This is a genomic window from Nostoc paludosum FACHB-159 (genome assembly GCF_014698835.1).
GTDB classification, from domain to species: Bacteria; Cyanobacteriota; Cyanobacteriia; order Cyanobacteriales; family Nostocaceae; genus Nostoc; species Nostoc paludosum.
On sequence record NZ_JACJTU010000034.1, the window covers coordinates 24822 to 37118 of the forward strand.

Genomic DNA, 12297 nt, shown 5'->3' on the forward strand with positions numbered 1-12297 from the left:
CTAAGTCTTAATTTAATTCTGACTTCTGAATTCTCAATTAAGTAGGGAGACATCATTAAATATAAAATACAAAAGTTAAAAAACCTTATAAAAACTGGCTTTTACCTTCTGCCTCGTGCCTCCTGCCTTCTACTTATTTAACCAGAAGTATTAGAATAATCGCTCTCTGGTGGATTGTTTGTTTCTGTGCTTTCCGGTGGATTGTATGTTTCTGGTATTGGCTGTTGTTCGTATGAGCTATCTTTTTTGGATGTGGATTCATCCGGTGCTTTTACCATCCCATGCTGCTCTTGTCCTCTCAGTCCTAGATATGTGGCGGAACTGATTCCTTGTAGCGTCAGGAGTGTTTCATCAAATTCCGGCATTGCTAGATTTTTAGCTACCTCCCAAATAAAGAATAGTCCTATGGCAACTGTCCAAATAAATGTTTGGAATCGATGAAAATTGACTCCATTAATATCCGATAATATATCTAGGAAAAATCCTTCAGAAACGCGTTGAGTACCCTTTCTCTTCCTCTCATCTCCCTGTCCGTCAATTAACGAACTACCAAACGCCGTTACTGAATTAATTCCTAACAATACTAGAGATTGTTGGTTTAAAATATTGGTATAATCTCCTGTGATTCCGTAGATAATCATGTAGGAGGCAAAAATTATAAATGTCCAAAAAGCCAGTTGAGATACCGATAGGCTAAAAGGATTTTGATTAATTTTTTTTCGACCAAGAAAGAATTGAGCAATTCGACTTTTACGTTGTTGAGGTTCAGTGCTAACTTGTTCTGAAATCAACAATTCCTCACCATTGATCACCTCTTTTTTAGAGTAAACCCCTTCTATCCCAGAACTCCGGAGAGTGTTTCGGCAATACCTGGTAAATAATATAGCAACACCCAAAAGTAGAATAATACACAGCCAAAAGCGCCACGATAACAGAACTATTTTGATTTGCGGAGGGGATTCAGGATACTTGACAGGAATCGCAATTTTATTGGGACAGCCTACCCCCACTATCACGTTAATACTGTAGTTACTGCCTCTACCAATCAAGGCGTTCCATACCTCTTCAGATGAGTCATTACGTTCAAGCCGAAAGGCTAACCAATTCTCATCAACAACTCTTTTTTTATTTTGATCCTCAACAACAACAATGGTGGGTTGTGCGTATACATCCTCTAGTTCATAGCCATTCAAGTACAAGACTAATTGTCGAGGATCGAATGGATTTGCTTTAGTCGCGGAATTTGTGGCTGCTACCAATCCTTCAACTTTCACCTTAATGAGATCGCCCATCTTAACTCGGTTACCACGATTGTCAGCAATGACTTGTTCAGTCCTGAGATTAGCAGGAACTGAACAAGTCCGAGATGGTGCAAAATTCAGCGAAGGAACATCTGGAGTATCTTGAGCGATAACAGCAAAGTTCAGAGAAACAATTAGAGAAAACACCAACGCAAAAATAGCAGTAAATCTTTTCGTATTTCTATGCATTGAGCGGTATTCCAAAGCGATCGGTATATCGGTAGTTTAAGCATACTTCAGCCACTCCGAATATTAAAAAATTTGTCTGAAATGAAGAATAATTCAGAATCAATCAATAGGAGAGACTCTGAGGGTTCTTGCTACAGATTCCGACAACTTTGAATACGAAGGAATAAAGCAACACATAACTTCCACTAAAAAGCTGTGTCGCACTATGCCATTCCCAAACACCCAATACCTTTACTCGGCAAAGTTGCTCAAAAAACCAAAGTAGAGATGTTGCATTGCAACATCTCTACATCTGGATTCATAGCGTAATTTAGCTGTGACCAGACTGCAATGATTATTACTATCGTATTGCTCAAAGTGGGTGTAGAAAAATCTACTTAAAAGCGCGGTTCACCTTTAGTCTAGAGTCTAATTTCCCAAGCATTATCCTTTCAACTAAAGACCGCCATAATCTATCTGGAAGTATGGCGTGCAATAGAAAAAAAGCCTCGCCGTAAGGAGAGTAACGTAGTCTTGCAGAGCGATCGCTTGCTGCTCGATAAATTGTTTTTGCAACACCTTGCGGTTCTGGTAAAGAGTCATCTATCTTCTGGGTGAACTGCTTCAGATTATTCACCATCTGTGTGTAATCAGGATGCGTTGCCCAAGTTGTCCCGTGATTAATAAAATTTGTCTTGATTCCACCAGGTTCAATAATTTTCACCCGAATACCAAACTGACGTAGTTCATAACGTAGAGACTCAGAAAGTCCCTCTACAGCCCATTTGGTTGCATGATAAGAGGACGTAAGCGGGAAAGCGAGACGACCACCAATTGAAGCAACATTGATAATCGTGCCTCCACCCTGTTGACGCAAAATTGGAAGGATTGTTTGGATAGTGGATACAAGTCCGAAAAAATTAGTTTTAAACTGATGTTCTAACTGATCAGGTGTCACTCCTTCGAGTGGCCCCATAAGTGCATAGCCAGCATTATTAATCAATACGTCAATATGTCCAAAATGTTGTAATGTCTCGTGGATGGCAGAAGAAATTGTCTCCGGTTTAGTGACATCAAGATAGGGATATATCGCGTTCTTTTTCTGCAACCAATTGTCCGCTTTGCTGGGGGATCTCATCGTTGCTGCAACGTTCCAACCTTTCTGGAGGAAATACTTCGCTGTTGCTTCACCAATGCCACTGGAAGCGCCTGTAATTAGAACAGTTTTACTCATTTTTGCCGTTTAGAAAATCAAATTTTGCTATTAGACAGCTTAGACTGTGGAGTATACTCCACAGTCAAGTAAGATATTTGAGGTCGCTGTGATGTTGATTGGTGAGCTGTCCAAGAAGACGGGGTTATCAAAAGATACTATCCGCTTTTACGAAAAAATAGGGCTAATTGCTGGAAGTGATAGACAGGCAGGAACAAGAATCTACAAGGAATACACCGCAGATATAGTAGACCGTCTTCTGATGATTAATCAAGGGAAAGGGCTTGGATTTACTCTCAATGAAATCAAACAGATCCTTGATGAGTGGGGAAGTAATGCGATACCTGAAAGCGAACAAATCATCACCATTGAGCGCAAACTCGAAGAAATTACTAAAAAAATAGAAAAGCTCAATGAAATCAAATCATACTTAACTACCAAATTGACCAGACTGAAGGGAGAGTGAATGTTAATACCTTCACAAAAATTTAACGGTTGCTTCTTTTGAAAAGTCTAAATGGCTGCGAAAAAATAAAATATTCCATAAAAGATAATAATTATTATTACTTACATGCTCAAAAAATTGTTTTTTGAGACAATTTATTCTTTGGAAGTCTTTTAAAACCATAGCGATCGCTATGATTATATTCCTCATAGGATATCTAAAATGCGAGAACTTTACCCAGCGATCGAACCTTACCGAGAAGGAAATTTACAGGTTTCTGACCTGCACACTATCCATTTTGAAGAGTCGGGTAACCCCCAAGGCCAACCCATAGTTTTACTGCATGGGGGGCCTGGTGGTGGATGTCCGCCTTTTTATCGCCAATATTTCCACCCAGAAAAATGGCGGCTGGTGATGTTTGACCAGCGCGGCTGCGGTCAAAGTAAACCCCACGCTGAATTACGAGAAAACACCACTTGGGATTTAGTCAGTGATATCGAAAAACTGCGCCAATATTTAGGTATAGAAAAATGGACAGTCTTCGGCGGTAGTTGGGGTAGCACTTTATCATTAGCCTACAGTCAAACCCATCCTTCTCGATGCACGGGATTAATTCTTCGTGGTATTTTTATGCTCAGACAAAAAGAGTTGCGATGGTTTTACCAAGAAGGTACTAGCTATATTTTTCCTGATGCTTGGGAAGAATATTTAAAACCAATTCCTATAGATGAGCGTCACGATTTGATTGCAGCATATTACAAACGCTTGACTAGCCCAGATTTAGAACTTCAATTGACAGCGGCCCGTGCTTGGTCAATTTGGGAAGCTAGTACAAGTAGACTTTTTTTCGATCCAGAACTCATGCAAAAGTTTGGCGATAGTGAATTTGCCTCGGCTTTTGCTCGTATTGAATGCCATTATTTTACCAATAAAGGATTCTTTGAAACAGAAGATCAATTACTTTTAAATATTGACTGCATCCGCCATATCCCCGCTGTAATTGTTCAGGGACGTTATGATGTAGTTTGCCCGATGATATCAGCTTGGGAATTACATCGTGCTTGGCCAGAAGCCGAATTTATTGTGATTCCTGATGCCGGTCATTCCATGAGCGAACCAGGAATTCGTAGTGCTTTGATTGAAGCGACAGATAAGTTTGCAAACTTACAGTAGAATTCAGAATTCAGTAATCAGAAGTAACAGGGTTTTGCAAGTAACAATAAAAGCGCCAGTCGTCAGAATTCAGATGAAGCTTAAGTGACTGGTGGATGTGAATAAACAGTAAAACACCACACCAAATTAAAAATTTGGTGGTGCTTCTAAATATATAGATCTCAATGCCCCACACTCTTGATTCAGAATTCTGAATTCTGAATTCTGAATTCTGTTTTTCAGTAGCATCGAAATGCACAAGAGGAAGATTTGACCTGAAAAAAATCTTTCATGACTCGTTTAAGCGAACTAAACTTAACCCGCCTGATAGCCTGGTTAACTTCTACCCACTGGCGTTTTCTTTTACTTGCTTCTGGATAATCTTCACTCAGGATATCCACTGGCAATAAATACATTTTGACCTGGTAGGCTTTACCTTGTTTGCGGTATTTATAAGTGCCCAGTTGATTGGCATCCACCTGTCCAATCACCCCTGCTTCTTCCCAAGCTTCTTTGGCTGCTGAATCAGGCGGACTCATTCCTGATGGAATATCTCCTTTAGGAATTACCCAATGCTGATGGTTACGAGTTGTAATCAACAAGATTTCGACTTTACCATTGTTAACTCTATAAGGAATGACTCCAGACTGTTTAAAAACTTTACTAATTTTTCGACCCATGCGACTTATATCCTGTACTGTTTAATTGTTTTGTACAATGTTTATTTCACAAAGTCGAGAGCTGATACCGGGTAATTTTTGATTATTTTTTGTTTATGTAAGTAAATCGGCACAATAAAACCGAACTGTGTGAAAAAAAGGAAATAAGGCTCAAACCCTTTTTCTCCCGATCCTTACCCCTTGCTCCTGCGTTTTGGCAACAATAATTATTGACGCCGACGACTTACTTAAATTTCTTTTCGCCAGTTCCGTACAGACAAGGCTTAATCACATCTCTACCTACTTCCTTTTACGTTTGTTGACCACTTTTTAGCCGAGCGATGTCACGCAACGGTGGTGCGCCAAACAACCGACTGTATTCACGGCTAAACTGTGAAGGACTTTCATAACCCACATGATGGCTGGCTGTTGCCGCATCCATGCCCTGCCCCAGCATTAAACGACGGGCTTGTTGGAGCCTGAGTTGTTTTTGATATTGTAAAGGACTCATGGCAGTGACAGATTTAAAATGATGATGAAGAGATGACGGACTCATGCAGGCTTCACGAGCGATCGCTTCAATCCGAAATGGCTTTTCATAGTTCCATTTGAGCCAGTTAATCGCTCTGCTAATCCCCTGAAGGTGTTTATCGGCTAAGGCTATCTGTCGCAATCGCGCACTTTGTTCGCCTGATAGCAAACGGTAGAGAATTTCTCGTACAACCAAAGGCGCGAGGATGGCAATATCTTCGGGAGTTTGCAACAACCTTAAAAGTCGGATGGCTGCATCCAGCAGTTGGGGACTAACAGGACTTAAAGACAAGCCCGGTGGTTGTTGGTTAGCAGTAGCGTCTAGTTTTGCCTCCATCATCAGTGTACTGAGTTCTCCCGGATCTAAATCTAACCGGAGGCATAGATACGGAACAGTTGGCGTTGCTTCAATCACTTGACCGACCACAGGGAGATCGATGGACACTACCAAACATCGATCTTGACCATAAACATACAAATTGTTCGCCAACATCACCTGCTTCTTCCCCTGAGCGACAATGCATAGAGCAGGTTCATGGAGAGCATGGAGAGGCGCAGTTGGTTCGGAGGAGCGAATTAAAAACAATCGCTCGATCGCTGTGGCATGGACACCATCACCTTTACTGTTCTGTGCAATTAAAGCTGCAAGCTCAGAGTGCTGCTTTGTAATCGTCTGTTCCATAATCTTGCTTGAAATCTTTTATCAGACTAACATTCAGGGCAGCCACAATATATTCAGCCACTTGTGTCAGTCTAGCTTTTGAGCATAGGCAATAAAAAGAATGCAGGATTAGGCAAGAATTGAGCAGGTTCAGATTACCGCATCAGGTTTTGACTCTCTTAGATTAAGAGTGTGCCGGACAATCAATCCAAGGTTCGGCGCAATATCGAACTATTAGATACCTCAACTAATTGATTTTATGACTACCAACCAACAAAAAGTCGTATTGATTACGGGCGCAAGCAGCGGCATCGGTGAAGCAACAGCACGTCTACTCGCTCGCAAAGGTATCCATGTCGTGCTGGGCGCACGGCGTACTGAGCGCCTGGAAACCCTAGTGGCTGCCATCCGTTCTGAGGGCGGCTTTGCAGAGTACCAGACTCTCGATGTCACTAGTCGTGTTGGCTTCCAAGCCTTTGTAGAATTTGCTCAGAACAAATTTGGGCGCGTTGATGTCATCGTCAACAATGCTGGCGTCATGCCACTCTCGAAGCTAGAAGCCCTCAAGGTTGATGAATGGGACTGGATGATTGATGTGAATATTCGTGGCGTACTCAATGGCATCGCCGCCGGACTGCCACTAATGAAACGTCAGGGGTTTGGCCAGTTCGTCAACTTGTCTTCCATTGGTGGACACGCCGTTTGGCCAACCTGCGCCGTTTACTCAGCTACCAAGTTCGCTGTCCTAGCGATTTCGGAGGGACTGCGCCAGGAAAATAGCGACATTCGTGTAACAGTGATTTCGCCAGGTGTAACTGAGTCCGAACTGGCCGATACTATTACTGATGCCGAAGCTGGCAAAGGGATGCAGGAATTTCGGAGAATAGCACTTCCGGCTGAGGCTATTGCCAGAGCGATCGCCTTTTCCATCGACCAACCAGATGATGTGGATGTCAATGAGATTATCGTGCGCCCTACGGCTAGCCCGTATTAAACTTCAACGGAATTTTCGATTAATATCAAGCCTGATATATAGCGGATGCTGGTGAAGCTAGAGTAGTATCCACAGCCACGCCTGAATACCTAAATTTTCTGGTAAAAAATTATTTTCATATTTGGTAATATTGGGCCGGGGTCTCAATTCCCAGCCCCCAACCCCCAATTCATGGTTTGAGTACAACTTTGATACAGTTGTCTTTCCTTTGATTGAAAATTTCGTAGCCGTGGGGTGCTTGTTCTAGAGGTAGAGTATGGGTGATGACAAAAGAGGGGTCTATCTTACCATCTTCGATGTAACTGAGTAACGCAGGCAAGTACTTATGAACGTGGGTTTGTCCCATTTTGAATGTTAAGGCTTTGTTCATGGCAGCGCCCATTGGCATTTTGTCTATAACACCAACGTAAACACCAGGAATTGAGATGTGACCGCCTTTGCGACAGGCAACCATCATTTGTCTTAGGACAATTGGTCGGTCTGTTTCTAGACGTACTGCTTGCTTGGCTTGGTCGTACAAGTAATCCAAATCGATGCCGTGTGCTTCCATTCCCACAGCATCAATACAAGCATCCGGCCCGCGACCACCCGTCATTTCTTTGAGGGCTTCTCCAACATCGACCTTTTCGTAATTAAGCGTCTCGGCACCGCCATACTTCTCGGCTAAACTTAGGCGTTCGGGAATTCGATCGATCGCAATTACACGTTCAGCACCAAGCAGATAAGCGCTTCTAATGGTAAATTGTCCCACTGGCCCACAGCCCCAGACTGCGACAATATCACCGGGCTGAATATTGCAGTTGTCTGCTGCCATATAGCCCGTAGGCAAGATATCTGTAAGAAACAGTACTTGTTCGTCTGTGAGTCCATCAGGAATTTTGAATAAACCGACATCAGCAAAGGGAACGCGGGCGTATTCAGCTTGACCTCCGGCATAGCCACCCATCATATGGGAGTAGCCAAAAAGACCAGATGGAGAATAACCCATTAATTTTTCTGCCATCCAAGCATTTGGGTTAGAGTTATCGCACAATGACCAGAAATCATGTTGGCAGAAGTAGCAATGACCGCAGGAAATGGTGAATGGTACGATTACGCGATCGCCTTTCTTCAAATTCTTGACAGCACTGCCCAGTTCAACGACTTCCCCCATGAATTCGTGACCCATGATATCGCCCTTTTCCATCGTGGGGATGTAGCCGTTATAAATGTGTAAATCAGAACCACAAATCGCTGTTGTGGTGATTTTAACAATAGCATCACGCGGATTAAGGATTTTTGGATCGGGTACTGTTTCGACCCGCATATCGTTAGCACCATTCCAGCAAACTGCTTTCATTATTTTTCCTCTTGTGTATTACGCATTAAGTTGTCTAGTTAACTCAAGGCTGCAACCTGACTTTTATACAATGTTCTTTTTTGTGCTTGAACAACTCGAAGCCATGCTTTGCTTCTGTCAGAGGCAAGTGATGTGTGAATACGGTAGATGGATCGACTTCACCCTTCAAAACATAATCCAACAACATAGGCATATACTTCTGACCGAACATTTGCCCCATTCTGAAGGTCATAGCTTTGTTCATGGCAGCACCCATCGGCATCTTGTCCACAAAGCCACCATAAACACCCATAATTGACAAGGTACCGGCTTTGCGACCAGCCACCATCATTTGCCGTAGGACATGGGGGCGATCGGTTTCTAGGCGGACTGCTTGCTTGGCTTCGTCGTATACTCCTTCTAGACCGGTGCCGTGGGCTTCTAGTCCGACTGCATCAATACAGGCATCGGGGCCGCGTCCTCCCGTCATTTCTTTGAGAGCTTCCCCAGCATCAACTTCTTCGTAGTTGATAATCTCTGCTTTGGCAAAATCTCTAGCTAGTTGTAACCGTTCGGGAACTCTATCAATACCAATGACCCGTTCTGCACCTAGTAAATAAGCACTACGCATAGCGAATTGTCCGACTGGCCCACAACCCCACACCGCTACAATATCTCCAGGCTGGATATTACATAAATCTGCACCCATGTAGCCAGTGGGAAAAGCATCAGAAATCGGTAGCAGCTTTTCGTCAGGAATATCTTTGGGAACTTTGATTGTGCCCAAATCGGCAAAGGGTAAGCGCACGTATTCTGCGAAAGCACCTGCATAGCCACCAAACGCGTGGGAGTAGCCATAAATGCCTGATGTAGAAAAACCGTAGACTTTTTCTGCCATCCAAGCGTTGGGGTTAGAGTTATCGCACAATGACCACATTTGGCGTTCGCAGTAGAAGCAATGACCGCAACCAATCATTGAAGAAACAACAACGCGATCGCCTTTTTGCAATTTCTTGACTTCACTACCAATTTCAACGATTTCCCCCATAAATTCGTGACCAATAATGTCACCTGGTTGCATCGTGGGAATGTAGCCATCATAGATGTGCAAGTCAGAACCGCAAATAGTTGCTGATGTCACTTTGAGAATAGCATCGCGCGGGTTAAGTATTTTGGGATCTGGTACTGTTTCCACCCGCACATCGTTAGCGCCATACCAACACACTGCTTTCATGACAATTTATCCTTTACCTCTTGGTTGACCTTCTGTTGTGGCAATTTCGCCTGCTTCCATCAGCATTTTGAAGTGGCGTAAATCTTCTGTCAGGTTATGTTTTGGGTCTTCACCGAAGAGTTTAGCGATGCCTGCGGCGGGCTTCGCCAACACATTTCCAATCACACCACCAGGCGGGTTATATTCCCTAACTACTTTGACCTCAGTACCACGATTACCTGGCGCTGGCTTAAACTGAACTACACCAGAGTTTTGAATTTCTGCACTTTGAACCGAAGCCCAAGCAATTACTTCGTTTTCCTTATCTTCAAGGATGACTGCATCCCACTCTAAGGTTGTATCTAAGAGTCCTTCAACAATCCAGTGGGTTTTCTTCTCGTCGTAGACCTTTACTTCTTTGAGATGCTTGATGAAGCGCGGTAAATTTTCAAAGTTACGCCAAAATCGGTAAAGTTCTTCTGCTGGTTTGTTAATGGTTACAGTCTTTTCAACTTTCACTCGTTCGCTCATCGTCATTACCTCTTGTACTTGCTGGTTATATATTTTGTTGTTTTCTATAAAAGCTTGAAAAAATTTATCTACACTTCTATATTTTTTAAACTTTTATTTGGAAATTAATTGTCTTTCAATAGTACTAGTTTTTCAACATTTTGCTACTGCAAAAGTAGTAATTAAATTTTGAATACATAGTTACTTTTTTATGTTCAGATGTATCCTAAAGCTTCAGTTAGGGAAGTGACAGTAAGTATTTTTATCTGCCCTTTGGCAACCCAATTACTTCAATTTGCTAACACTAAATTTCAGCAAATAGGAATTTATAAATAGTCTACCTAGAGAAGTGAAAAATCACCTCAACCGTAGGGTAGGGTGTCTGGATTGTATCCTGCTTGTTAATTCTGCTCTTTATTAGTAGCCTAAAACTATCAATAATCAACCTTTAGGGTGATTTAATCATCAGAATACGGTGAAAATAATGCTTTTATATTTTGATTGTTTATTGCGATGTCTGAGACAAGCTTGACTAGATAGTTGCGAAATTAAGGGTGCGATCGCAAGACAATAAAATTTCCGGTTGATTCTAAATGCTATTTAGTTTGAAACAAAAATATTATAAAATATGTATTCCTAGTTTTTTCTCCCTCAATGGATTTCTCCGTGGAATCAATGGAAAATCTAAAATTACTAGGTTGTTGTAATCTGCCGAAGAAAGCCTATATTCAAATCTAGCTTATTACCTAGCCATAGTGCGCGATCGGTGTGGTCTGTTAAATCATCGCCGGTTTCAGGATGAACGAGAATATCCAAACCTTGACGATTTAGCATTAACCAGGGGACGACTTTATCAAACTGATTTGGTAAGAAAGCAACTTGATACATTCCTTGTGGGTGGGGGCCGATGGGCTGGTCAAACCAGCGTCCAAGCTTTACGTTAAATCTAGCGCCCAATCCTTCACGCACACGGGCGGCAACCTCACGAGTTGCGGCATCAAAGTAGACATGAGCGTGAAAACCAACGATGTCTGTAGTATCTTTTTCCATTGTTTTTAGCTCCACTTTTTGCTCTCAAGTCTAATTTTTTTGTCACTCAAAAAGCGTTGGGATTGTCCCAATTTTACCAACTAGCGTGGAGTTAGCGATCGCTTGCGTAATAATTATTTCTAAAAATCTTTGTAACACACCAACTGATTATAGGGGTGTACCGCTGTACGCCCCTACAAATGTTGTATCTCTATATCAACTATTTCTTAAACTCAAAAAGACGATGCATTTCAGTTAACAGTCAACAGTCATGTATGACTTACGCAATTTAATACTTAGTTAACGCTTGAAGCACTTCTAGTTTCTTTAACAAGTTCATCTTTTTTAGCGGTAACAGAAAGATGCACAATATATACTGAACAAGGAGCATGGTGAAGAACGTAGTTACTCACACTACCCAGAAAGAATTCGGTCAGCCCAGAACGACCGCGACGCCCCATCACAATTAAGTCGGCGTCATAACTACGTGCTAAGTCACAAATGAGGCGACCGGGATTCCCAAGATTTTGGGTAAATTCCGTAGTAATACCTGCTGTATTAGCTTGGGCACAGAAAGATTGTAACATTTGGATACCTTGAGTTTTAAAGCTCTCCCACTGCTTTTGGTATAACTCGAAGCTTTGACTGTTCAATCCCGGATAGTAGTCAAAATTAGATACCATAGGTACGTAAGGACTACCTTCTTCTTCTGGTGATAGAACATGCAGCAGCATTAAGCTAGCTTGTGTTAACTGTGCTAAACTTAACGCTTGGTCAAAAACCTTTTGCCCTACTTCCGACCTATCTAATGCAACTAAAATCTTTTTAAACATATAGACCCCCAGTTCTATTGGTAATTAATTGGTCTTTACGATTTGGGATTTGCAGATGCTGGATTGTTATGAATGAGCAAACCATCTGCTATGTTTGCTGACATTTTGAAGTATTTTGAATAACCATGCAGTGCTGACACTAGAAGAATTGCAGTCAAACAATCGCTGCGGGGTGTCAGTTTAGCAATTTTTGAATTTTAAATTCCTGAAACGTTTTAGTTTGATAGTTATATTTATAGCAAAAGAATTTGAGATAGTTGTGAAGAAAGC

Annotated in this window: 12 protein-coding genes; 3 read left to right on the top strand and 9 right to left on the bottom strand. The window is 42.0% G+C overall.

Annotated features, from left to right (window positions below; all coding sequences use genetic code 11):
• Positions 1–137: 137 nt before the first annotated feature.
• Both H6H03_RS27085 and H6H03_RS27090 read right to left on the bottom strand, forming a co-directional pair.
• Positions 138–1490, bottom strand: coding sequence for a hypothetical protein (locus H6H03_RS27085; RefSeq protein ID WP_190958149.1), 1353 nt, complete (start codon positions 1488–1490; stop codon positions 138–140).
• Between the two features lie 373 nt (positions 1491–1863).
• On the bottom strand, positions 1864–2703 hold the full coding sequence (locus H6H03_RS27090) for an SDR family oxidoreductase (protein ID WP_190958150.1): 840 nt from the start codon (positions 2701–2703) through the stop codon (positions 1864–1866).
• Positions 2704–2794: 91 nt separating this feature from the next.
• On the opposite strand from H6H03_RS27090, the gene H6H03_RS27095 reads away from it, so the two are divergent.
• Both H6H03_RS27095 and pip read left to right on the top strand, forming a co-directional pair.
• Positions 2795–3148 (top strand): MerR family transcriptional regulator, encoded by a 354-nt coding sequence (locus H6H03_RS27095; RefSeq protein ID WP_190958151.1) that lies wholly within the window; start codon positions 2795–2797, stop codon positions 3146–3148.
• A 201-nt stretch (positions 3149–3349) separates the two neighbouring features.
• Positions 3350–4300, top strand: coding sequence for a prolyl aminopeptidase (pip, locus tag H6H03_RS27100; protein WP_190958152.1), 951 nt, complete (start codon positions 3350–3352; stop codon positions 4298–4300).
• Positions 4301–4518: 218 nt separating this feature from the next.
• Here the strand turns inward: pip and H6H03_RS27105 are convergent, their stop codons facing one another.
• Positions 4519–4959 carry an NUDIX hydrolase gene (locus tag H6H03_RS27105; RefSeq protein WP_190958153.1) on the bottom strand — a complete coding sequence of 147 codons (441 nt, stop codon included), beginning with the start codon at positions 4957–4959 and terminating at the stop codon, positions 4519–4521.
• A gap of 289 nt (positions 4960–5248) precedes the next feature.
• On the bottom strand, positions 5249–6151 hold the full coding sequence (locus tag H6H03_RS27110; RefSeq protein WP_190958154.1) for an AraC family transcriptional regulator: 903 nt from the start codon (positions 6149–6151) through the stop codon (positions 5249–5251).
• Between the two features lie 265 nt (positions 6152–6416).
• Here H6H03_RS27110 and H6H03_RS27115 point away from each other — a divergent pair, with 265 nt between their 5' ends.
• A complete protein-coding gene (locus H6H03_RS27115; protein ID WP_242058009.1) occupies positions 6417–7124 on the top strand; it encodes an SDR family oxidoreductase in 708 nt (235 codons plus the stop codon).
• Positions 7125–7293: 169 nt separating this feature from the next.
• Here the strand turns inward: H6H03_RS27115 and H6H03_RS27120 are convergent, their stop codons facing one another.
• From H6H03_RS27120 to H6H03_RS27140, 5 genes are all read right to left on the bottom strand, one after another.
• Positions 7294–8463 carry a zinc-dependent alcohol dehydrogenase gene (locus H6H03_RS27120; RefSeq protein ID WP_190958156.1) on the bottom strand — a complete coding sequence of 390 codons (1170 nt, stop codon included), beginning with the start codon at positions 8461–8463 and terminating at the stop codon, positions 7294–7296.
• Positions 8464–8506: 43 nt separating this feature from the next.
• Complete coding sequence (locus H6H03_RS27125; protein ID WP_190958157.1) at positions 8507–9676, bottom strand: zinc-dependent alcohol dehydrogenase; 1170 nt, start codon at positions 9674–9676, stop codon at positions 8507–8509.
• A gap of 6 nt (positions 9677–9682) precedes the next feature.
• On the bottom strand, positions 9683–10186 hold the full coding sequence (locus H6H03_RS27130) for an SRPBCC family protein (RefSeq protein WP_190958158.1): 504 nt from the start codon (positions 10184–10186) through the stop codon (positions 9683–9685).
• A 672-nt stretch (positions 10187–10858) separates the two neighbouring features.
• Positions 10859–11215: a DOPA 4,5-dioxygenase family protein gene (locus H6H03_RS27135; RefSeq protein WP_190958159.1), complete on the bottom strand. Its 357-nt coding sequence runs from the start codon at positions 11213–11215 to the stop codon at positions 10859–10861.
• Positions 11216–11490: 275 nt separating this feature from the next.
• On the bottom strand, positions 11491–12027 hold the full coding sequence (locus tag H6H03_RS27140; protein ID WP_190958160.1) for a universal stress protein: 537 nt from the start codon (positions 12025–12027) through the stop codon (positions 11491–11493).
• Between the last annotated feature and the right edge of the window lie 270 nt (positions 12028–12297).

Coding starts and splice junctions, on each gene's coding strand:
- H6H03_RS27085 (WP_190958149.1), bottom strand. CDS start 1,490: ATGCATAGAAATACGAAAAGATTTACTGCTATTTTTGCGTTGGTGTTT.
- H6H03_RS27090 (WP_190958150.1), bottom strand. CDS start 2,703: ATGAGTAAAACTGTTCTAATTACAGGCGCTTCCAGTGGCATTGGTGAA.
- H6H03_RS27095 (WP_190958151.1), top strand. CDS start 2,795: ATGTTGATTGGTGAGCTGTCCAAGAAGACGGGGTTATCAAAAGATACT.
- pip (WP_190958152.1), top strand. CDS start 3,350: ATGCGAGAACTTTACCCAGCGATCGAACCTTACCGAGAAGGAAATTTA.
- H6H03_RS27105 (WP_190958153.1), bottom strand. CDS start 4,959: ATGGGTCGAAAAATTAGTAAAGTTTTTAAACAGTCTGGAGTCATTCCT.
- H6H03_RS27110 (WP_190958154.1), bottom strand. CDS start 6,151: ATGGAACAGACGATTACAAAGCAGCACTCTGAGCTTGCAGCTTTAATT.
- H6H03_RS27120 (WP_190958156.1), bottom strand. CDS start 8,463: ATGAAAGCAGTTTGCTGGAATGGTGCTAACGATATGCGGGTCGAAACA.
- H6H03_RS27125 (WP_190958157.1), bottom strand. CDS start 9,676: ATGAAAGCAGTGTGTTGGTATGGCGCTAACGATGTGCGGGTGGAAACA.
- H6H03_RS27130 (WP_190958158.1), bottom strand. CDS start 10,186: ATGAGCGAACGAGTGAAAGTTGAAAAGACTGTAACCATTAACAAACCA.
- H6H03_RS27135 (WP_190958159.1), bottom strand. CDS start 11,215: ATGGAAAAAGATACTACAGACATCGTTGGTTTTCACGCTCATGTCTAC.
- H6H03_RS27140 (WP_190958160.1), bottom strand. CDS start 12,027: ATGTTTAAAAAGATTTTAGTTGCATTAGATAGGTCGGAAGTAGGGCAA.